We start from the raw sequence: 20,545 nt of genomic DNA on the forward strand, positions 1-20,545 counted from the left end.
GCTGCAACATCGCCAAGTGCAGCTTCGAAGCAACAGTAGCTAACGGGAAGATAACGATTAAATGCGAGCTAGCTGCTTGCCGGATGGTACCATTCACTGGCCTGCCGTTCCAAGCGTTCGGCCAGCGCCCCGGCGCCCCCGAACTGAAGGCCGAGCTGCGTTACGTAACTCGCGCAGACGCAGTATTTGACGGCTCGCGCCTCGGGCGAGACGGTCCATCGGCAAGCGGTATCGCGCCCCTGTGCGCCTGCCCGATCAAGATAAGGCCAGTCCTCCCACAGGCGCAACCTGGGTAGTGGTAGAAGCCGGATTGCGTCGCGGACGATCAGGTGATCGACGTGGCCGCCGATCCCCAGCGGGGCAAGGACCCGGCTTGGCTGGAGATCGGCCAACACTTGGGTCAGCGCGCGGGGCACTGCTGCCAGCGCAGCGTCATGGGGAAGCACATCGCCGAACAGCGCGGCCGCGTTCTCGTAGCCGCGATGGGGAGCTTCGAGCAGCGGCAGGTGGATCGGCTCGGCCCCGAGCGCCCGGCAGGCCTGGCGGTCCTCCTCGCGGCGCAGGGCCATATAGTCGACGTCGGCCGGCAGCCCCTTGTCCAGCTGGCAGGCCAGCGCGAAGCCCGACGGCTGCGCCACGTTGCCGGTGAACACGGTAGCGACGACCACCCGCCAGCCGCGCTGGGCCGCGGTCCACAGCAGGGCCCCGGCAGAGAAGGCGGCATCGTCGAGGTGGGGCGAGACGGCGAGCAGGGTCCTCACAACAGGTGCGGCTCCGCGCGGAAGTGGCAAGGCGTCAGCGGCAGGTCGGGGTCGAAGGCGGTGTCGGGCGTGGTGCCGGCGAGCTGCTCGTAGACGCCCATGATCTGTCGGCCGACCGCGTCCCAGCTGTAGGTGCGGCGGCATTCCTCCAGCGACGTGGCGGCGAGCCGGCGGCGGAGCTGCGCATCGTCCACCAAGCGGGTGAGCGCCTTGGCCAGCACCACGCGATCGCCCGGCTCGACCAGCAAGCCGTTCTCGCCGTCGCGCAGGCAGTCGACCACCCCGACCGAGCGGCAGGACAGCACGGCCAGCCCGCTCGCCAACGCCTCCAGGATGGTGTTGGAGAAGCCCTCGGCATAGGTGGGAGAGACGAAGATGTCGTGGCCTCGGTAGACCTCGGGCACCCGATAGTAGTCCGCATAGCCGGTGAAGGTCACCCGGTCGGTCAGGCCAAGCTCCTCCGCCAGCGCCTTCGCGGCGTCCAAGTCGGGGCCGATGCCGGAGATAGTGGCCGGCCACTCGCCGCCGGTAAGCTGGAGCGCGTGGAGGAAATCAAGCACGCCTTTCCGGCGATCCACCCGCCCGTGGTAGAGGATGCTCACGGCGCCCTCCGAACGGGCGGTAGCTGGCGTGAAGCGGTTGGTGTCGACGGCGCCCGGCACGACGGTGAAGCGCTCCAGCGACGTTCCCAGCCGATCGCGCACTTCCTCGGCGAAGCTCCACCCGCCGATCAGCAGCGCGCCGGCATGGTTCAACACCCGCACCATCACCAGCCGGTGCGTCTCGCAGCAGCTGCCCACCCAATGGCCGTCGCCGCCCTGGATCGAGACGAGGTTGGGCACGCCGGTCCGTTGCGACGCGAGCAGCGCCGCCCAGCCGGTCGGATAGCCGTACTGCGCGTGAAGGAGGTCGAACGGCTGCGCGCGGTGCTCGGCGACGATCGTTTCCACGAGCTCGGCGATGTCGCGCTCGAAGTCGCCGCCGTCCTGCTCGCCGCGCTGTTCGAGGCCGATGACCTTGACGCCCGGCACATTGGGAGGCGGGCCGCCGCCGTAGACCCGCGTGCCGAGCGGGTCGCCGCGATACTGGCTGACCATGGTGACGTCGTGCCCCGCCGCGACCAGCTGCTCCAGCAGGTTGAGCGCATAGACCGACATGCCGGAGATCGCCGGAAAGAAGCGCCGGCTGACGAAGCAGATCCTCAAGCGCCGGCTGTCCGCAGATAAGCGATCGCCTCGGGGATGGCGGCGTGCGCGCGGGGGCTTTCGCGGCTGTACTCGACGCAGACCAAGCGATCGAAGCCGATCTCGGTGAGCGCCGCCACCACCGCGCCCACGTCCATGTCGCCTTCGCCGAACGGCAGATGTGTGTGGTCGCCCACCTTCATGTCTTCAATCGACACGGTACCGAGCGCGTCCGCGTACTGGCGCACCGCCTTATCGGGGGCGATGTCCTGGGCGACCAGGCAATGGCCGGTGTCCAGCGCCAGCCGGAGGGCCGGGTGCCGCTGCGCCACTGCGTCATAGTCCGCCACGGTTTCGACCAGCATCCCGGGCTCGGGCTCCAGGCTGACTGCGACGCTGCGTGCTCCCGCATGGTCGCACACGGCGGCGATGCCTTCGTGGAGCCAGGTCATGGCCTGCTCGCGATCGACCTGCGGCTTGGGCACGCCCGCCCAGAAGGACACGGTCTCGCTGCCGAGCTTGGCGGCGATGTCGATTGCCCGGCACAGGAACTCGACCCGCCGGGCGCGGCCCTCTGGGCTCGGGTTGAGCAGGGTCGGCTCATGCTTTTCGCGCGAGTCGAGGAGGTAGCGGGCGCCGGTTTCGATCACCGTGCCGAGGTCGAGCCGGTTCAGCCGCTCCCGCAGCCGCTCCACCTGCCGCTGCCAATCGTAGGCGAACGGATCGAGGTGGTGGTGGTCGAGCGTCAGGGCCACCCCCTGGTAGCCGCAGTCGGCGATCAGCGCGACGGCATCGTCCAACCGGTGACTGGACGCGCCATTGGTATTGTAGGCGATCCGCAGGCTCATGCGGCCTCCGCCTCCAGGTGGACCAGCATCTGGTGCGCTCCCGGCTCGCGATAGAGCGGGTATAGCGCACCGACCTTGGCATCGACCGCGGCCGTGTCGAGCAGGGGCGTGCCGCCCAAGCGGTCGTAGGCCTCGGGCGAGAGCCGGACCGGGCGAACGGCGGCGGTCGGCGCGGCGTTCCAGCGGAGCAGCGGGCTGTCGCGGTCGCGCAGCTTGGCGGCGTTGCGCTCGCCGATCCGGTGATAGCTCATCGTCTCCACCTCCAGCCTGGGCACGATCACGCGCACCGCGTGCATCGCCGCACCCGGCTCGGTGAAGTCGAGAACGAGCGGATCGAGCCCGGCGGCAAGCAGCCGGAGCGCCGCTTCTTCGCCCTTGGCGACGGGGTCCGCGATGTCGCTGGCGGGCAGGCCGGTGAACGCCCGCTCGCTCCGCACGGTGAAGACCGGATCGGCCAGCAGCTCGCGCAGGCGCTCGCCGTCCAGGCTCAGCCAACGGCGGAAGGCCTCGACCTGGCGCGGTTCGGTGTCGCGGGCGGCGCGGTGGACGCGCGGCTCGACCCGCTCCCAGTAGCCCGGCGGCATGACGCCGCGGATGCGCTCAACCAGACCGAAGGTGAAGGCCTTGCGCGCCCGGGCGTGGGCATACTCCAGCACCGCCTTGCGCAGCGCCGCGACCCGGTCGAGGTCGCACGCTTCGCCGCCGCCGGTCATGGCGATCGGGACGGGCAGGCGCGAGGGGTCGCGGTCCGCGCCAACCACGAACAGGTTGGAAAAGCCGAATTCGTCGGTAGCGAACTTAGGCAGGAGGTCGATGCCGGCCGCTTCGACCCGGTCGATTGCCGCCTGCAACTCGGGCGGCAGCGGCTCATCGAAGGTCAGACGCACGCCCGCGTCCATCGCCCGAAACAGCAGACCGTTGCCGTCGCGCTGCAGGCATTCGAACAGGCCGTGCGCCGCCGCCCACTCCCGCGAAGGTCCGGCGCCCAGGCCGTTGGTGATCAGGGTGGTGAAGGGCCGGTAACCCGGCGGCAGGTGATCGGCCGTGAGCGCCGCGACGTCCACCGGAACCAGCACCGGCTCGTCTGAGAACCAGCGGCGCGCCTCCACCCAGCTGAGCGGCGTGTCCCGGTCCACGGGGGAGCCGGCCGGAAGGCAGAACTCGAGCGGGTCGGCCACGCCCTCCTGCCCCCGTCCCCTGACCAGCTGATTGTAGCTGCCTTCCACCTGCGGCTTGCGGGCGAAGCCGAGCCGCGCGCGCACCTCCTCCAGGCACTCGGCGGTGGCCGCGATCATCGCTTGCTCGGGCGTTGCGCCATAGCCCGTGCCCTGCTGCATCTCGCATCCGGCCGCCGCCGGATCGTGCGGGAACATCGCCGCCTTCCACGCGGGCACGCCCGTGACGTCGAGCGGGCTCATGTCGAACAGGAACCAGTCGCTCGGCGGCAGCGCCTCCGTGTAGGCGCGCACCACGGCCGGGACCGGATGGTCGGAGTGGATCATCCGAGACTCTCCAGCGGCAATCGCCTGACTCCCGGTGCGCGGGCAAGCCCCTCGTCCAGCGCTGCGAGCGCCTGCGCACGGCCGATCTCCCGCGCATATTCGAATGGGGTGAGCACCGCGTCAAACTCGAGCGGCGCGATCACTTCGCGGTAGCGGCGGAGCTCGGCGTGGGTCAGCGGGATGTCCTTGTGAAAGGCTTTGTGGCTGCTGATGCCGTGCGAGCGGCCGTCCGCGTCCTGATCCACCTTGAACATGTCGCCGCAGAACAGCCGCCCGTGCACGGCATCGTGCAGCGCCGCCTGCCCGGCGTAGTGGCCGCCGACATGGTGGAGCGTGTAGCCGGGGGCGAGCTCCAGCTGATCATCGTAGGGCGCGGTGACCTGGAAGGCCTTGGTCATCTGCAGGTCGTCGCGATGGATGGCCAGCAGCTCGGGCGCGAACTCGCGCTGCAGCTGGAACAGCGCGCCATAGCCATGGGCATGGCTGGCGGCGAGCAAGCGAATGCCGCCGAGCGCACGCAGCTGATCCAGCATGGCGGCCGAGTAGTAAGGCGCGGCCTCGAACGCGATATTGCCTTCGGGGCGGATGATGAGCCAACCCGTGCCGGCCAGGCCGAGGTTGGGCGTGGTGGTGAACGCCCACAGGTCGGGCGCGACTTCGCGAAAGGCGCCGGAGTGGGTCGCGGCGACCTCCTCCTCGGGCAGGAAGTGCCAGCCATCCTCCGGCAGGTCGTTGCGCACGTCGGTGCACACCGGGCAGTCCGGCGGGGTGGCGAAATGGAGCTGCCAGAAGCCGCAGTTGGCGCAGGCGTAATGGCTCAAAGGCATGCGATGGCCCGATCGTAGGCGCCGGCGAACAGGCGCATCAGCGTGAGGTCGCGGCTTAGCGAGAAGTCGTGCGGTCTGCCGTGCACGGCATCGGCGAAGGCGGCCGCCTGCGCGGCGAAAGGACTGAGCCCGGTATCGAAGGCGATCGGCCGCTGCTCGCCCCTTCGACCGCAGGTCAGCACGGCGGTCCCACCGGCGGACTGGCCCATGGTGTCGATGGCGACAATTGCGCCGCGGTCGCCGATGACCTCCAGCCGGCGGCGGGGCAAAGCCTCGGGACAGTTGTAGGCAACATGGCTGCCGAACAGGGCGCCGCTTGCGAACCGTCCGGACAGCATGCCGCCGTCGTCGACCGGATAGTCGTGCACCCGGCGCTGAAGCTCGATGTGCAGGCGGACCAGCGGCTCGCCGAGCAGCAGCTGCGCCAGGTCGAGGCCGTGCAGCGCAAGGTCGAAGACCGCGCCGCCGCCGGCCGCCTGCGGGTTCGCGCGCCAGTTCCCCTCTTCGTTCTCGGCACCGGGCGGCCGCCAGCGCGGGTCGACCCAGCAGGCATAGCCGATGCGCACGGCCGTCACCTGCCCGATCGCGCCGTCCGCGATCTCGCGGGCCGTCGCCCGATGCGCCGGATGGTGCCGCTGATCGAAGGCGGTGCCGTACAGCACTGGCTCGGCTGCCACGGCGATCTCCTCCGCCTGGCCGAGCGTCGCCGCCATCGGTTTCTCGCACAGCACGGGGATGCCGGCGCGGGCTGCTTCGGCCACTGGCGGCAGATGCAGGTGATTGGGTGTCGCAACGTAGATCGCGTCCGGGCGCCGCTCGAGCAGTTCGGCCGCACTGCCGAAGGCTTCAAGTCCGGCCGCTTCAGCCTTCGCCCGAGCGCCGGGCGACGGGTCCGCCACGCCGACCAGCTGCTGAGCGGCGGCGGCGATCGCGGGCGCCATATGGTCCCGCGCCACCCAGCCAAAGCCCACGATGCCCCAGCGGAACGGCATCACCAGCGCTCCGGCAGGTCGATGAGCTCGCGCCGCCGCGCCGCTTCCGCCCACTGCGGCGCCATGAGCGTTTCGGTGGGCAGGTCGACACGGCAGGAGTAGGTCACTCGCGGGCCGTATTCCTCCGCGTAGCGGGCGCTTGGCCAGCGGGGGCCCTCCGCCCCGCACAGCGGATTGCGGCGGAGCGTTCGGCCCGGCAGAGGCAGGTCGAAGGGCCCGCGGCCGGCAGCCGGTCCGGCGCCGATCACCAGGGCGAAAGCCTCGGTTTCGCGCGACGCGCCGGGCTCGGGCATGCTGCCGGTCGCGCCGGCGCGGGTCAGCACCTCGTCGTCGTAGAACACCGCGCCGGCGAACATCGCCTGTACCACTTCGCGGGTCATGCCATAGCCGCGCGAGAGGTTGGGATGCACGGCATTGTGGATGTGGGCCAGCGCCACCACGGGCGCCACCGATCGCAGCTCGCGCGCGACCGCCGGCTTGTTGGCGAAGAAGTAGAAGGCGTCATGGCAGAAGGCGAGGTCGGTCCGGACCTCCACCGGCCAGCGCCCGTCCGCGTCGAAGCACAGGAGCTCGGCTTGCGGTGCGATCCAGTGCCGCGCGACCCATAGCTTGGCGAACACCACGTCCGCGCCGACGACGTCCACACCCACCTGGCCGAGGGCGCGCAAGTAATGACCGATCCCGCAGGCCAGCTCGAACGCGGTCCGGGGCGCGCTCCAGTGCGCGTCGAGCAGGGTCAGGCCCGCGACAAAGGTCGGGTCGCTCCAGCGATGCGCGAAATAGTCGCCGACCCGCCCCCAGCCAAGCAGTCGCATCGCCTCGCGCAGGCTGATCTCGTCCTTGCCGTCGATCACCCGCCTGAGGTCCCCGGGGAGCGGCGGCGGCTCGGTCCACCAGCGATCATTCTCGGCCAGCAGCAGGACCAGCGCGCCAGCCCGGTCGCCCGCGTCCAGCCGCTCCAGTGCGGCCGCAGCCAGCGCTTCGGACCCCGCGCGGAGGTAGGTGATCCCGTCCACCACCGGCCAGCGCTCGCTTCGCCCGTCGGACAACGAGTGCGCGCTGTCGAACCGAAGCGGCCGGCCGCTGGCGGGGGAGCGATAGCGGATCAAAGCAGCCCGACCTCCTGCAAGGTTGAATCTTGGAAAGCTTTGACCGGTCCGGCGTGCACGAGCTCGTAGTCGCCGAGGACGGCATCCATGGTCGCGCCGGCGGCGGTCAGGTGCTGCTCGATCTCGAGCACGCGGTCGATCACATCCGCTGCGTGAAAGGCGCGCCCTTCCGGCGAGGCATCGTCCGCGATTAGCGCCAGCGCTGCCTCCATCCGGCTCCGCAAGGACGGGGGCAGTTCGGACAACGCCCGCTCCCGCCCGCGGGCGATCACAGGATCGAGCAGGTCGCCGAGCAGCACTTCGCCGGTGAAGCCGCTGTCCGGCATGTAGGCATTGTGGAAGTGGTGGCCGAGGCCCGCCAGGAACACGGCTGTCCGGTCAGCGCCGTAGCCGGGCGCAAGCAACACGCCATAGACGGCCACCGCCAGGCAATGCTCGGCGTGGTTCTCGGCCGGCTCCAGCATTAACCGCGGCTTGCCCGGGCAGGTCACGCCAGCCCGCGGCTGGTCGGCCAGGAGCAGCGCGAAGGCGGGCGGCGCACCGACCGGCAGCTCCTCCGCGAGAACAGCCTGGAGCTCGCTCGCTAGGGCGGGATCAATCGCGCCGTCGACCGTCTCGAACGCCGTTCGAAGCACTTGCTCCGCCTCGTCCCGCGACAAGCCCAACTCGAATAGCTTGGCGAGATCCAAATCGCCCAGCCGCGCCGCCGCCAGCGCCGCTCCAACCGTTCGCCGCCCGACCTCCCGCGGCTCCTCTCCCGCCATCAGCGCTCCCCACCCCGCCAAGAACATGCGGGTGGCGATCGATCCGTTCCGGCCCGCGGAGGTGATGCGCTTGAGGTTGCCCAGCTCGCGAAACAGGGGGATCAGCCCGGCGCGATCGCTCATCCCCGGCTCAGCCACTGGTCGAGGATCAGCTGCTGCTCGCCGAAGCCATGCTCCGGATCGCGTCCGTCGGCGGTTTGCGGCGCCTTGAAGAAGATGCCGAGCTGTTCCTGCACCCCGCCGTCCCCGCGCTGGTGAGCGAGGTCGAGCACCCGGGCGATCTCGATCACCAACGGGGCCGCCAGCACCGAGTCCTTGCACAAGAAGTTGAGCTTCAGCTGCATCTTCTGGCCGAGGAAACCAGTGATATCGATGTTGTCCCAGGCTTCCTTGTCGTCCCCGCGCGGGCGGTAATAATGGATCATCACGATGTGATCCTCGACCGGGTAGCCCATGATCTGGTCGAGCACGCTCTTTTTGGTGTCGAGCTTGGAGGCGAGGCTCCGGGGATCGTCCAGCGCCTTGCCGTCCGAGTTCCCGAGGATGTTGGTCGAGAACCAGCCGTCAACGTGCAGCGCTCGCTGGCGCAGGGCGGGTGCGATGACGGTCTTCATCATCGTCTGGCCGGTCTTGCCGTCCTTGCCCCCGACCGGCACGTTGCGCTTGGCGGCAAGTTCGGTGAGCGGCACGACGTCGGCGGCCACCGACGGGGTGAAGTTGGCATAGGGCGTATCGGCGCCGATCGCGGCGTAGGCGTAGAGCATGGCCGGACTGATCGCCGGGTCGTTGGCATCGAGCCCGCGCTCGAAGGCGTCCAGGCTCTTAAGACTCTCGGCTTCGGCGTCCGGCATCCGCTCGGTCGAGGCCAGGTTGATCATCACCATCCGGTCGAGATCCTGCTCCTGCCGGAATCGGTCCATGTCGGCGCGGATCAGCTCGACCGCCTTCCGGTGCCCGTCCGCCGCAACCTTGTTCCCACCGTCGATGTTGGCGCAGAAATCGGTGCTGCCCACCGCCGGCCAGGCGCGCATGCCCTTCAGTGACGAAGCGCCGTCGTTCAGCTCAGGCTCGCCAATTACTCCGTGGCGCAGGGCGCAGCTATCAAGCGTTTCTTCCGTCAAGTCCCAGCCGCCGAACACGATATCGCGATAGCCCGCCATGCCGTTCACGTTTCGGTCGGCGAGCGGCAGCCCGGCCAGGCTGTTGGAGCCGGCCTTGATCATCTCGATCCCGGCGATGGCGGTAGTTGCGACCGCTCCGCCCACGCCGACCACCGCGACACCCAACCGACCCGACATCCCGCTCTCCCTGTCCGCGCGAGCCAAGGCATCGACGCGCTGGTAAAGCTAATCGACGGAACGCCCCAAGGTTCAGCGTCGAGCGGTCTGCGACCTAGAAAAAAGCGGACGTCCGTTACATAGGTCTATGGCTGCAGCAGCCGTTAGTGACTTATGTCACTGCTATTGGCGGTGGGCGGCAGCCAGTCCACCGCGACATGCCCATGCCGGTCGTTGAAGTCCACCAGCTGCGACAATGCCCCGATGTCCATGATTCGGATGATCTTGCCGTCGCGCTCCAGCAGGCCGGTTGCTTCCAGCGCTTTCAGCGACCGGTTGACGTGCGCCTTGGTCAGACCGACCGCGTCGCCCAGGTCCTGCTGCGTCAGCGGCAGCTGGAAGGTCGTGCCGTTCAGCCCGTCGACCAGCCGCAGGCGCGAGTGGATATCGAGCAGCAGCGTCGCCACTCGGGTCATCCCGTCGGTTCGGCCGATGGAGGTCAGCCGGTCGGCCATCGCGACATGCTCCGACGCGCTGACGCCATAGAGCAGCGCGCCGAGCCGCGGGTGATCCTGGAACAAGCGGCCGAGCGCCGGGCGGGGCGTTTCGTACAGGGTACAAGGGCTGACCGCCGTCAGGGTCGCCGCGCTATACCCCCAGGCGATGCTGAAGGTGGTGGTGACGTCGCCCACGAAGTAGAAGCGCAGGATCTGCCGTCCGCCGTCCTTGAGTTGCACCGACCCGTGCAGCCAGCCGGACGCGACGATGTGGAGCTTGTCGGTCTCCTCGCCTTCGCGGACCACGGTCTCCCCTGCCTCGAACCTTTGCTCGCGCCGCTCCAGCCACTGCAGCGCATCGCGCTCGGCAAAGGTCAGCGGCAGGTGCTGCGACAGGCGAAGTTCGAGCGGGCTGGACATGGAAGACAGATTCCCCCGCCCCGCGCGCCGGGTCAAGCAGGTGGCGGTGGAGCAGCCGCCCAGATGGAAACGGGGTTCAGTCAGGGTCGGCGCGCTAAGTACGCAAGGTTCGGATGTGGAGCCATAACGTCAGCTGTTCCAGCCGCCGCCCAACGAGCGGAACAGGTCGATCTGCGCCTCGACGATCCGGGCATCGGCTTCGGCGAGCGCAGCCTGGGCGTCGGCTGCGGTGCGTTCGCTGTCGAGCAGCTCGAGCGAATTGATGTCGCCTTCACGCTGGCGAGCACGGGTAATCCGGGCCGCAGCTTCGGCCTCGTCGCGGGCGGATTGCAGTGCCGTGCGCCGCTGCAGTGCGTTGCGATAGGACGATAAGGCCGTTTCGGTCTCCTCCAGCGCCTGGAGCACGGTACCGTCAAAGGTCGCCAGCGCAGCCTGCGTGTTGGCCTGCGCGCCCGCCACCCGGGCCCGCGCCGCGCTGCGGTTGGCGGTCCAGTTGATCAGCGGTCCGACCAGCCAGCTCAACGGATTGAACAGGCTGCCTACACCCGCGCCGCTCGAGCCGGTGGAGCCACCCAGGGTGATTTGCGGGTAGAGCTCGGCGGTGGCGACCCCGATCCGCGCGGTGGCGGCGGCCAGGCGCCGTTCGGCGGCACGCACATCCGGGCGACGAGCAAGAAGGGTCGCGCCATCCCCCACCGGGATCGGCCGGTCGAGGCGGAGCGTGGCGGTCCGGGCGGCCGCCGACCCGGGCAGCTCGCGCGGGGTTCGGCCGGTCAGCGTGGCGAGCCGGAACAAGGCCGCCTGGCGCTGCGCGGCGAGCAACGGGATTTCGGCCTGCCGTTGATCGCGCAGGGCGGCAATCCGGGCGGTGTCCAGGCGGGTGCCGAGCCCGACCTCGACCCGGCGCTGGGTCAAGTTCAGCGACCGGCTCAGCAGAGCCACGATCCGTTCTGCGGTGGTGATGCGCTCGGCGAACGAGGCCGCATCGGCATAGGCGCGAGCCGTTTCCCCGACGATCGCCACCCGGACGGCGTCCGAGTCTGCTGCCGCCGCGCCGACGTCCCCGCGCGCCGCCTCGATGTCGCGCGAGATGCGGCCGAACAGGTCGGCTTCGTAGGCGACGTCCAGGCCGACATCGACCTGCAGGTCCGTGCGGTTCTGGCCCGGAATGGCCGGACCCGGAAGGCGGCCGTACTGGCTGCTGCCTCCAAGGCCGACCTGCGGCTCGCGCGCGCCCCGGCTTTCCCGCAGCAACGCCCGTGCCTGGACCAGCCGTGCCGCGCCGACACGGATGTCGGTGTTGGCGGCCAAGGCATCGGCGATCAGGCCGTCGAGCACCGGGTCCTGGTAGAGCCGCCACCAATCGTCAGCCGGCTGAGCGTCCGACACTGCTGCACCAGCAACCAAGACGAAGGGGCCGGACGCGGGGGCGGAGATCGACCCGGCGCGGTAGTCCGGTCCGCTTGCGCAGGAGGCCAGGGCAAGTGCCGACCCTGCAGCTGTCAATAATCGCTTGCGCATGAACTTTATCCCTTATTCGGCAGGCACGAGCGCAGGGGACGCGCTGTCCCCGCGTCGGCGCCTGGAGATGCGATCGGCCAGCGTGCGACACACTACGTAGAAGGTCGGCGTGAAAATGAGGCCGAAGGCGGTGACGCCGATCATCCCGAAGAACACGGCCGTGCCGAGGGCTTGCCGCAGTTCGGCGCCAGCCCCCGTCGCGATCAGCAGCGGCAGCGTTCCCAGGATAAATGCGAAGCTGGTCATCAGAATCGGCCGCAGCCGGTCGCGTGCGGCACGCACGGCAGCCTCGATCGGCGACATGCCCGCGTCCTCGTCCTGGCGGGCGAACTCGACGATCAGGATGGCGTTCTTGGCCGCCAGCGCGATCAGCACGATCAGTCCGATCTGCGTCAGCACATTGTTGTCCATGCCGCGCAGGTTCACGCCCATCATCGCGGCAAGCAGGCACATCGGCACGATAAGGATGATGGCCAGCGGCAGGACCAGGCTCTCGAACTGGGCGGCGAGCACCAGGAACACGAACAGCACGGCCAGGCCAAACACCAGCGCCGAGGTGTTGCCCGCGGCCTTCTGTTGATAGGCGATGCCGGTCCATTCCGTCCGGTAGCCGGCGGGCAGGCTTTCCGCCGCGAGCTTCTCCATCGCCTGGAGCGACTGGCCGGACGAGAAGCCGGGCGCGGTATCGCCATCGATCTCGACCGCCGGGAACCCGTTGTAACGCGATACGCGGTACGGTCCGGAGCGGTCTTCGAAGGTGGTGACCGACCCTACTGGCACCATCGCCCCGGAATTGGATCGAGCGCGAAGATTGGCGATGTCCGCTTCGGTCGCTCGGAACGGAGCGTCCGCCTGTGCGGTCACGCGATAGGTACGGCCGAGCAGGTTGAAGTCGTTGACGAAGGCCGAGCCGAGGTAGACCTGCAACGCCTCGAACACCCGCTCGGGCGGTACGCCCAGCATGTCCGCCTTGCTCCGGTCGATGTCGGCGAACACGCGAGGAGTCGAGATGTCGAACAGGGTATAGACCTGCTGCAGTCCCGGGGTCTGATTGGCCTTTCCGATCACCCCCCACGACAGGCCGGACAGTTCCTGGAAGCTACGGCCGCCGGTGTCCTGGACGACCATCCGGTAGCCGCCGGCCGAACCGATGCCTTGGATCAATGGTGGTGGGACGACCAGCAGCCGCGCTTCGTTGATATCGGCCGTGCGTTTCTGCGCTTCGGCCATGATGCCGGCGAAGGTCACCCCCAGCTTCTTGCGCTCCTCGAACGACTTCAGCGGGATGTAGGCGGCAGCGGCGTTGGGCGCCTGCGTCTGCGAGGCGCCATCGAAGCCGGCCAGCATGACCGCGCCCTCGACGCCTGGGATCGGCATTATCCGTTCGGCGACCTCCCGCAGGACCTCATCGGTCCGTTCCAAAGACGAGCCGGAGGGAAGCTGAACGACCGTCAGGAAATAACCCTGGTCCTGCGCCGGGATGAAGCCGGTGGGCGTAATCGAGAACAGCGCAACGGTGGCGCCGATCAGTGCGGCATAGGCTGCCATCATCCGCTTCGGCGCTTGCACCAGCCGACGGGTGAGCAAGGCATAGGCATCGCTGAACCGCTCGAACATGCGGTTGAAGCGATCGCCTGCGGCTCGGGCCAGCTCGGTTATGCGATTGCCGGGCTTCTCTTCACCGTGCGGCTTCAGCAGCAGCGCCGCTAATGCCGGCGACAGGGTCAGCGACAGCAGCAGCGATATCAGGGTTGCAGCCGAGATCGTGACGGCGAACTGATGGTAGAAGGCGCCGGACAGCCCACCCAGGAACAGGGTCGGCAGGAACACGGCGCAGAGCACAAGCACGATCGCCACCAGCGCCGCGCCGACCTCATCCATGGAGGTTCGCGCCGCCTCCAGCGCGGACAGCCCTCGGGCAAGGTTGCGCTCCACATTCTCGACCACGACAATCGCGTCGTCCACAACGATGCCGATCGCCAGCACCAACCCGAACAGCGATAGATTGTTGAGCGAGTAGCCGACCATCTGGAGCACGGCAAAGGTACCGATCAGCGAAACCGGGATGGCGATCACCGGGATCACCGCGGCACGCCAGCGCTGGAGAAACACAAGAATCACCAGCACCACCAGCGCGATCGCCTCCAGCAGCGTTATCAGCACCGCATCGATCGACTGCGAGATGAATTCGGTTGGGTTGTAGATGACCTTGTATTCGAGGCCCGCCGGAAACGATTTCGAGGCCGCCTCCATTTCTGCTTCGACGGCTTCAGCCGCCGCCAGCGCATTGGTGCCGGGGCGCTGGAAAACGCCAAGCCCGACGGAAGGCTGGCCGGACAGATAGGTGTTGTTGGCATAGTCGGCCGCCCCGAGCTCGACCCGCGCCACATCCGAGACGCGGACCTGCCGGCCGTCGGCATCGCTGCGGACCACGACGTTGGCGAACTGCTCGGCATCCGTCAGCCGGCCCTGCGTCTCGATATTGAGCTGAAAGGCATTGCCGTTGGCGTAGGGGGGCTGACCCAGGGTGCCGGCAGCCACCTGCACGTTCTGCGCGCGCAACGCGGCGACGATCTCGCCGGCGGTGAGGTTCAGGGCAGCGGCGCGTTCGGGATCGATCCACACCCGCATGGCATAGTCGCGAGCGCCGAACAGCCGCACGTCGCCGACCCCGTCCAGCCGGGCAATCCGGTCGCGCACTTGGCTCAGCGCGTAGTTCGACATGTAGCCACGGTCGAGGACGTTGCCGGGTGACACCAGGTTCACCACCATCAGGAAGTCGGGCGAGGTCTTGCGGGTGACGATACCCAGCCGCTGCACCTCCTGCGGCAGGCGCGGAGTGGCGATCGCGACCCGGTTCTGAACCAGCACCTGCGCGGCGTTGAGGTCCGTGCCCTGGGCAAAGGTCACGGTGATCGTCAGGTTGCCGTCGCCGGTCGATTGCGAGGACATGTAGAGCATGTCGTCGACCCCGTTGATCTCCTGCTCGATAGGTGCGGCGACGGTGGACGCCACGGTCTCCGCCGACGCGCCGGGATAATTGGCGTTCACGGTTACAGTTGGCGGCACGATGTCAGGATATTGCGAGACCGGGAGCCCGAAGTAGGCGATCCCGCCCATCACCGTGATCAGGATGGCGATAACCGCGGCAAAGATCGGCCGGGTGATGAAGAAACGGGACATGCGCATGGGAACGGTCTCCACGCCCGCGGGCGTTGAGGAAGGGAACGGAGCGATCTAGCGTCCGGCGAACGTCGCCTCGCCGGTTACGGCCGTGGGCCTTGGAGCGTCCGCCTGACTGACCTGCGGCTGGATAACTCCGCGGCGCACGTTGACCTTGGTCCCGGGCATGGCCAGCTGGCCTCCGCTGATCACCACGCGGTCGTTGGCGTCCAGCCCGGACCGCACCACGCGCAAGCCGTCGACTACCGGGCCGAGCACGACCGGCTTGGGCGTCACGCTACCGTCCTGTCCGATCACCGGCACGACCTTGCGCGCCTGGTCCGTCTGCACGGCGGCATCAGGAACCAGCAAGGCGGGCGCCGTTCCCCGGGAGGCTAGGCGCATGTTGCCGAACATGCCGGGAGTGAGAAACTGGCCGGTGTTACGAACGAGCGCGCGAAGGCGAATGGTACCCGAGCGCGTGTCAAGGCTGTTGTCGGTGAAGTCCAGCCGCCCGCGCCAGCGATAGTCAGGCTCGTCCTGCAGCCGAATCTCGACTGCCGAAGGTGCCGCGCCACTTTCCCGCGCGCGGCGCGCTTTGAGGAACAGCGCCTCCGATGCGTCGAAGCTGAAGTGAATCGGATCAAGCGCGTTGATTGTGGTGAGCAGGGTCGCTTCCCCGACAGCGCCGCCCTGGACGAGGTTGCCTGCGTCGATCCGCCGGTCGGAGATGCGGCCGCCGATCGGCGCGCGAACCTGCGTGAAGCCGACATCGAGAGCGCGGGACTGGATGCGGGCGTTGGTCGCGGCGAGCGATGCCTCGGCCGCTTGAACCCTGGCGCGCAGCCGATCGATGTCGCTGCGGGAAACCGCGCCGACATCGACCAGCCGGTTGGCCCGGTCGAGGTCGGCGCGAGCAAGCGCCAGATCGCTCCGTGAGCCTTGTGCCGTGGCGCGGGCCTCCGCAAGGGCGGCCGCGAACGGACGCCGGTCGATGGTGAACAGCAGCTGCCCCTGGCGAACGACCGAACCATCGGTGAAGTGTACGCCCACGATCGCGCCCGAGACTCGCGGGCGGACCTCAACGGTCCGGCTCGCCTCGAACCGACCGGAATATTCGTCCCATTCGGCGATCTGGCGGACGAGCGGGCTGGCCACGGTCACCGTTGGCGGTGGCGGAGCCGCGGCTTGCGGCGCACTGCTGGGCCAGCCGAGCGCCACCCCTGCTGCCAGCACGAGCGGCAATGCCGCAAGTCCGAGCTTCTGCGGGCGGGTCAGCCCCCGGGGACGAGTCTCGTTGTCGAGCGGGGCTGCGCTACTTTCGTCGGCGCGGACGTTGGCGGCGATGTTCACTTGGCTGCTCCCCGCCTGCGTGCGGTCGCGCGGCTCTTGTGAATGCTGGCCTGGATGAGTTCATATTGGTCGAGCGTGAAGCCGGCATCCAGGAAGGCCTCGAGTTCGGAGTTCGGCACGTTCCAGTGACTATGCCAAGCGTGCACCGCGACCCGCCGCAGCCCTTCCAGCCGGGGACTGGCGAGGCGGTTGGGGAAGGACAGGCCGAACAGGCTGCCAAGGGCTGCGGCAAACCGGCCGGGCTCGCGCAGGCTGGCAAGGCTGTCCCGCTCGGCCATGGCGACGATCGACCATTCAAGCGCGGACAGCCGTGCCGGCACTACGGCCGAAACCTCTGCCTGTGCTTGTCTCACTTCCCGTGCTTGGCTCGGCCATATGGCAAGAGGAACAGAGGCCATGACATTCTCCTGTTCGGTAGGCGCATCGCGCCGAGGCCCGCCAGTCGCCTGACGCAGCCGTTCAACTGAAACATGGATGCGGAACATCGACCGCCGCGACCGCTAAGCCCGCACGTCGACAACGCCCCTAACTATACTCTCGGAACTGGGCCGCGGTTACGCCGCGCTGACTCGCCCCTTTGGTTCGGTTGCCCCGACGTGCGCCTAATCTGCGCCACTGGAACATCTCTTTGTATACTGCATGGTATAGAAAGCCGAGGTGAGTTCGTCAATGCTTTTTCTACCGCTCGGTAGCAAATCGGTGAAATTACTTTCCGGGCCACATGGACAGGCTGGTTTCAACCAGCGTTTCGAGCTGCTGCTTGCTGGCGCCGCTTCCCGCTTGCACCGACATGCCCTGGAGGATCGCCACCAAGTAATTGCACAGCCCTTCCACGTCGGCGTCGGGCGGGAGATCGCCTTCCACCTTGGCGCGCTCCATGCGTTCGCAGATAGCTCGGTGGGAGGAAGCACGCCGCGCCAGCAGGTCGGCACGCACTGACTCGGCCTCTGCGCCGCAGGTAACCGAGCTGATCACGCGCAGGCAGCCTCTCGGCTGACACTCGCTGGTCTGCAGCTGGAGCGCACCGCGCAGCAGCCGTTCGGCAACCTGACGGGAGGTCGGAGCATTGAGCGCCTCCGAAACATAGGCGAGCTTCTCACGCTCATACAGATCGAGCGCCTTGCGAAACAGCTCCTCCTTGTTGCCGAAGGCGGCGTAAAGGCTGGGACGGGTGATCCCCATCGCGTCCGTAAGATCGGTCAGCGAGGTGCCCTCGTAGCCCTTGCTCCAGAACAGCTGCAACGCCGCCGCGAGCGCCTCGTCGACGTCGAATTCCCTGGGCCGGCCCTTGCAGACGCGCTTGATCGAGCATTCCATATCGCCCAGTACATATGTGCGAAGCCGGGGCAAGTCCACTGGCTTTTGCTGACGCGGCGGTAGTTCTGTTTGCGAGGCTCCTACGGTCGGCTGCAAGTAGGGACCTTGTCCGACCCGCGTGGCGGGGACCATGCCATAATAAAGATGGAGGTCCGAACCACACATGCAGCTCCTCGTGGCTGCCTTGGCCAGCATCGTGCAGCGGACCCCTCACGGCGGTGGCCTCTGGCGACTTATCAGGGCTGCCGGCAGTTTCCCGATCGCGATGGAAGCGGATGTTCACTTTTGTCCAAGGCTGTCACCCGCTTGAGACAACGCGGCAAGACTCTGGACGAGATCGGCCTGCCGGAACGGCTTGGTGAGCCGCGGCAGATCAGGGCTTATGCCGTCGTCCTCGGCGTAGCCGGAGATTAGGAGGACCTTCGGTGCCGGCCATCGCCGCTTCAGCCGACGCGCGAAATCCGTACCCGTCATCCCCGGGCATCAAGTGGTCGGTAACGATCACGTCAGGAGCCAGCCCGTTTTCCAACAGCTTCAGCGCCTCCTCCGCCGAGCCGGCCTCGACCACCGCATAGCCGAGGTCGGACAGCATGTCGGAGGTCGAAGCGCGTACAAGCTCCTCGTCGTCTACGAGGAGGGCGGTCCCCGAAGCGGCAACCTCGACCGCTCTGTCGAGCGTCTCGGACGAGGGAGCGCTTGCACTAGCGACCGGCAGCCACAGCTTGACGGTCGTTCCGATGCTGTGCCGGCTGTCGATCGTCATGGCGCCGCGGAGCTGGGCAGCCAGTTCGTGCACCATCGACAATCCAAGGCCGGTTCCCTTGCCGACGCCTTTGGTCGAGAAGAACGGCTCGATCGCGCGCCGCGCCGTTTCGGCGTCCATGCCCGCACCAGTGTCGGATACCGACAGACGAACGTAACTGCCCGGAGCCGGGTCCGACTGGTGGCCGACACCTACGACTTCCGCTCCAGCCGTGATCGTCAGCGCGCCCCCATCGGGCATCGCATCCCTTGAATTGAGGGCGAGGTTCAGGATCGCCATCTCAAGCTGGTTGGGGTCGGCGGTCACTGGCGGCAGATCGAGCGCTACGTCCACCACGACCTTCACTCGCGGCCCCGACGTACTGGCGACTAGGTCGGCCATGCCGTCTACAAGCTTGCCAAGTTCGACCGGCACCGGTTGCAGCGGCTAGCGACGCGCGAAGGCCAGGAGCCGTTGCACGAGAGTCTTCGCCCGTTCGGCCGACTGCACCGCGCCACCAATCAAGCGCTGCTCGCGCTCGCTGCCGATCCCACGCTGCTGCAGCATGTCGAGCGAGCCGATGATCGGAGTGAGCAGGTTGTTGAAGTCGTGGGCCACTCCGCCGGTGAGCTGGCCCATGCTTTCGAGCTTCTGGCTTTGACGCAGGACCTCCTCAGCCGTCACTTGACGAGTCACGTTCCGGCTGGACCCGATCAGGCGCGCAATGCGTCCGTCCGTGTCGCGGACCGGAACGATCGAAGTGTCCCAGTGCGTCGGACCCTCCGCAAGCTCGTAGGTCTCGCGATATTGAAAGATCTCGCCGGTCTCGAGAACGTGGCGGTAGGTCCCCAGCACTTGCCCAGCGAGTTCGGCGGGGAGGATCTCGTCCAGGCGCTTGCCGCGCACCTCGTCAAGCTTGAAGCCAAGGCCTGCCTCGTGGGCGGGGTTCACCTGTTCGACCACAAAGCTGCCTCGGCCTCGACCGCGATCACGAACAGCGCCTCGGGCGAATGCTCGAAGTAGGCTCGGTAGAGCGCATCCGAGGCCCGGCGCGCAGCTTCCGCTTCTTTGAGCTGGGCTTCCCTCCGCAGCCTGTCGGTAACATCCGTCACGAACAGGTAGGCGCCGATCTGCTCTCCTGCCTCATTCATCAACGGTCGGAACTTGACTTCGTAATAGGGTCTTTCGCGTTCCGCATCGCCGAAATCTTCGACGAAAGTGACGTGCTCGCCTCGAAGCCCCCGAGCCCATCCGGCCCGCACCTGCGCCTGTTGCTCGGGCTGTCCGGCGAGCAGTTCAAGCATGTTGTCTCCCGCATCGGGTCGCACGCCGAAGATGCGCTCGAATTCGGCAGCGTTCGCGGCGTTGATGGCGATGATGTTGTAGTCGAGATCGACCGCCATGATCAGGACGTCCGTGGTTTCCACGATCGTTGCCAGCATGTTCCGCTCAGCAGTTCGCTCGGCCACCCTTCCTTCAAGCGTGGCGTTCAGGTTTCGAAGTTCCTCTTCGGCGAGCTTCCGGTCGTGGATGTCGGTGGAGGAGCCGAACCAGCGGACGATGTTTCCCGTGGACGGATCGCGATATGGCTCGGCCCGGACCAGGAACCAACGATACTTGCCTTCCGCCGACCGGATCCGATGCTAAACGCCGAATGGAGTGCCCGTTGCCTTAGCCTCCTCGAACGCCGTGATCGTCCCGGCAGCATCGTCAGGATGGACATGACTCGGCCGCCACCTGTGCCGCGGTCGATGACTCGTACGGGACGCCAGTGTAGTTGGACCATTGCTTGTTGAAGAATTCGGTCCTGCCTTCTCCGTCCGTGGTCCAGACGATCTGCGGCACAGCATCGGCCATCAGCCTGAAGCGGGCCTCGCTCTCGCGCAGACTGTCATCGGCATTCTTCTTGTCGGAGATGTCGCGGAAGTAGACCGAGAGCCCGGACCCGTCGGTCGGGTAGATGCTGAGATCCACCCACCTCCCCAATATAGGGGACACGGCCTCCAGCCTGACAACCTCTCGTGTTTCCGCAGAGCGAAGATGCGCTTTGTAGGGCTCGGAACCGACAGCCTGAGGGAACTCCTCCCAATAGATCTTGCCGATAGGCTTTCGCGGGGTCGGCCCCACCATTCCTCCGCCCGGCGGTTGACGTAAGTGAAGCGCCAATCCTGATCGACGGCGTAAAAGGCATCCGAGATGCTTTCCAGTATCTCGGTGCTGCGTTGGCCGAGGATGCCTTCGGCGTCGGCCGCAATCCCGTTCGTCATAG

Annotated in this window: 18 protein-coding genes and 1 pseudogene; all 19 read right to left on the reverse strand. The window is 67.6% G+C overall.

Features of this window, described 5'->3' with window-relative positions:
- Positions 1–68 precede the first annotated feature (68 nt).
- Entirely contained in the window at positions 69–761 is a 693-nt protein-coding gene (locus tag QZX62_RS01815) for a PIG-L family deacetylase (protein ID WP_294171706.1), read from the reverse strand.
- Positions 758–1,966 carry a glycosyltransferase family 4 protein gene (locus tag QZX62_RS01820; RefSeq protein WP_294171708.1) on the reverse strand — a complete coding sequence of 403 codons (1,209 nt, stop codon included), beginning with the start codon at positions 1,964–1,966 and terminating at the stop codon, positions 758–760. The genes QZX62_RS01815 and QZX62_RS01820 overlap by 4 nt, the downstream gene beginning before the upstream one ends.
- Positions 1,963–2,793 carry a sugar phosphate isomerase/epimerase gene (locus QZX62_RS01825; protein ID WP_294171709.1) on the reverse strand — a complete coding sequence of 277 codons (831 nt, stop codon included), beginning with the start codon at positions 2,791–2,793 and terminating at the stop codon, positions 1,963–1,965. The genes QZX62_RS01820 and QZX62_RS01825 overlap by 4 nt, the downstream gene beginning before the upstream one ends.
- Positions 2,790–4,295 carry a YcaO-like family protein gene (locus QZX62_RS01830; RefSeq protein ID WP_294171710.1) on the reverse strand — a complete coding sequence of 502 codons (1,506 nt, stop codon included), beginning with the start codon at positions 4,293–4,295 and terminating at the stop codon, positions 2,790–2,792. Before QZX62_RS01830 ends, QZX62_RS01825 begins: the two co-directional genes overlap by 4 nt.
- Positions 4,292–5,122: a hypothetical protein gene (locus QZX62_RS01835; protein WP_294171712.1), complete on the reverse strand. Its 831-nt coding sequence runs from the start codon at positions 5,120–5,122 to the stop codon at positions 4,292–4,294. The genes QZX62_RS01830 and QZX62_RS01835 overlap by 4 nt, the downstream gene beginning before the upstream one ends.
- Positions 5,113–6,114 carry a Gfo/Idh/MocA family oxidoreductase gene (locus QZX62_RS01840; RefSeq protein ID WP_294171756.1) on the reverse strand — a complete coding sequence of 334 codons (1,002 nt, stop codon included), beginning with the start codon at positions 6,112–6,114 and terminating at the stop codon, positions 5,113–5,115. The genes QZX62_RS01835 and QZX62_RS01840 overlap by 10 nt, the downstream gene beginning before the upstream one ends.
- Positions 6,114–7,223 carry a methyltransferase domain-containing protein gene (locus QZX62_RS01845; protein WP_294171713.1) on the reverse strand — a complete coding sequence of 370 codons (1,110 nt, stop codon included), beginning with the start codon at positions 7,221–7,223 and terminating at the stop codon, positions 6,114–6,116. The genes QZX62_RS01840 and QZX62_RS01845 overlap by 1 nt, the downstream gene beginning before the upstream one ends.
- On the reverse strand, positions 7,220–8,110 hold the full coding sequence (locus tag QZX62_RS01850; protein WP_294171714.1) for a hypothetical protein: 891 nt from the start codon (positions 8,108–8,110) through the stop codon (positions 7,220–7,222). The genes QZX62_RS01845 and QZX62_RS01850 overlap by 4 nt, the downstream gene beginning before the upstream one ends.
- The gene (locus QZX62_RS01855; protein WP_294171715.1) at positions 8,107–9,285 is read right to left on the reverse strand and encodes an inositol-3-phosphate synthase; all 1,179 of its coding nucleotides are present in this window, start codon (positions 9,283–9,285) and stop codon (positions 8,107–8,109) included. Before QZX62_RS01855 ends, QZX62_RS01850 begins: the two co-directional genes overlap by 4 nt.
- Before the next feature lie 143 nt (positions 9,286–9,428).
- On the reverse strand, positions 9,429–10,181 hold the full coding sequence (locus QZX62_RS01860) for a Crp/Fnr family transcriptional regulator (protein ID WP_294171716.1): 753 nt from the start codon (positions 10,179–10,181) through the stop codon (positions 9,429–9,431).
- Positions 10,182–10,310: 129 nt separating this feature from the next.
- Positions 10,311–11,702 (reverse strand): efflux transporter outer membrane subunit, encoded by a 1,392-nt coding sequence (locus QZX62_RS01865; RefSeq protein WP_294171717.1) that lies wholly within the window; start codon positions 11,700–11,702, stop codon positions 10,311–10,313.
- A gap of 12 nt (positions 11,703–11,714) precedes the next feature.
- Positions 11,715–14,891 carry an efflux RND transporter permease subunit gene (locus tag QZX62_RS01870; RefSeq protein WP_294171757.1) on the reverse strand — a complete coding sequence of 1,059 codons (3,177 nt, stop codon included), beginning with the start codon at positions 14,889–14,891 and terminating at the stop codon, positions 11,715–11,717.
- Positions 14,892–14,939: 48 nt separating this feature from the next.
- On the reverse strand, positions 14,940–16,109 hold the full coding sequence (locus QZX62_RS01875) for an efflux RND transporter periplasmic adaptor subunit (protein WP_294171758.1): 1,170 nt from the start codon (positions 16,107–16,109) through the stop codon (positions 14,940–14,942).
- A 104-nt stretch (positions 16,110–16,213) separates the two neighbouring features.
- A complete protein-coding gene (locus QZX62_RS01880; RefSeq protein ID WP_294171718.1) occupies positions 16,214–16,570 on the reverse strand; it encodes a hypothetical protein in 357 nt (118 codons plus the stop codon).
- Between the two features lie 352 nt (positions 16,571–16,922).
- Positions 16,923–17,534, reverse strand: coding sequence for a TetR/AcrR family transcriptional regulator (locus QZX62_RS01885; protein WP_294171719.1), 612 nt, complete (start codon positions 17,532–17,534; stop codon positions 16,923–16,925).
- 279 nt (positions 17,535–17,813) lie between these two features.
- Positions 17,814–19,239 (reverse strand): annotated as a pseudogene (locus tag QZX62_RS01890) (ATP-binding protein).
- Positions 19,224–19,718, reverse strand: a complete 495-nt coding sequence (locus QZX62_RS01895) for a PAS domain-containing protein (protein ID WP_294171720.1) — start codon at positions 19,716–19,718, stop codon at positions 19,224–19,226. The pseudogene QZX62_RS01890 and the gene QZX62_RS01895 overlap by 16 nt, the downstream one beginning before the upstream one ends.
- A gap of 268 nt (positions 19,719–19,986) precedes the next feature.
- Positions 19,987–20,250, reverse strand: a complete 264-nt coding sequence (locus QZX62_RS01900) for a PAS domain-containing protein (RefSeq protein ID WP_294171721.1) — start codon at positions 20,248–20,250, stop codon at positions 19,987–19,989.
- Positions 20,133–20,543: a PAS domain-containing protein gene (locus tag QZX62_RS11820; protein ID WP_366926174.1), complete on the reverse strand. Its 411-nt coding sequence runs from the start codon at positions 20,541–20,543 to the stop codon at positions 20,133–20,135. Before QZX62_RS11820 ends, QZX62_RS01900 begins: the two co-directional genes overlap by 118 nt.
- Positions 20,544–20,545: the final 2 nt, after the last annotated feature.

Source organism: uncultured Sphingomonas sp. (assembly GCF_902806265.1).
In the GTDB taxonomy this organism is placed as follows: Bacteria; Pseudomonadota; Alphaproteobacteria; order Sphingomonadales; family Sphingomonadaceae; genus Sphingomicrobium.

Bases quoted from the DNA above. Each gene is read 5' to 3' on its own strand.
- QZX62_RS01840 (WP_294171756.1), bottom strand. From the start codon at position 6,114: ATGCCGTTCCGCTGGGGCATCGTGGGCTTTGGCTGGGTGGCGCGGGAC.
- QZX62_RS01885 (WP_294171719.1), bottom strand. From the start codon at position 17,534: ATGGAATGCTCGATCAAGCGCGTCTGCAAGGGCCGGCCCAGGGAATTC.
- QZX62_RS01860 (WP_294171716.1), bottom strand. From the start codon at position 10,181: ATGTCCAGCCCGCTCGAACTTCGCCTGTCGCAGCACCTGCCGCTGACC.
- QZX62_RS01855 (WP_294171715.1), bottom strand. From the start codon at position 9,285: ATGTCGGGTCGGTTGGGTGTCGCGGTGGTCGGCGTGGGCGGAGCGGTC.
- QZX62_RS01870 (WP_294171757.1), bottom strand. From the start codon at position 14,891: ATGCGCATGTCCCGTTTCTTCATCACCCGGCCGATCTTTGCCGCGGTT.
- QZX62_RS01835 (WP_294171712.1), bottom strand. From the start codon at position 5,122: ATGCCTTTGAGCCATTACGCCTGCGCCAACTGCGGCTTCTGGCAGCTC.
- QZX62_RS01825 (WP_294171709.1), bottom strand. From the start codon at position 2,793: ATGAGCCTGCGGATCGCCTACAATACCAATGGCGCGTCCAGTCACCGG.
- QZX62_RS11820 (WP_366926174.1), bottom strand. From the start codon at position 20,543: ATGACGAACGGGATTGCGGCCGACGCCGAAGGCATCCTCGGCCAACGC.
- QZX62_RS01895 (WP_294171720.1), bottom strand. From the start codon at position 19,718: ATGCTGGCAACGATCGTGGAAACCACGGACGTCCTGATCATGGCGGTC.
- QZX62_RS01850 (WP_294171714.1), bottom strand. From the start codon at position 8,110: ATGAGCGATCGCGCCGGGCTGATCCCCCTGTTTCGCGAGCTGGGCAAC.
- QZX62_RS01865 (WP_294171717.1), bottom strand. From the start codon at position 11,702: ATGCGCAAGCGATTATTGACAGCTGCAGGGTCGGCACTTGCCCTGGCC.
- QZX62_RS01830 (WP_294171710.1), bottom strand. From the start codon at position 4,295: ATGATCCACTCCGACCATCCGGTCCCGGCCGTGGTGCGCGCCTACACG.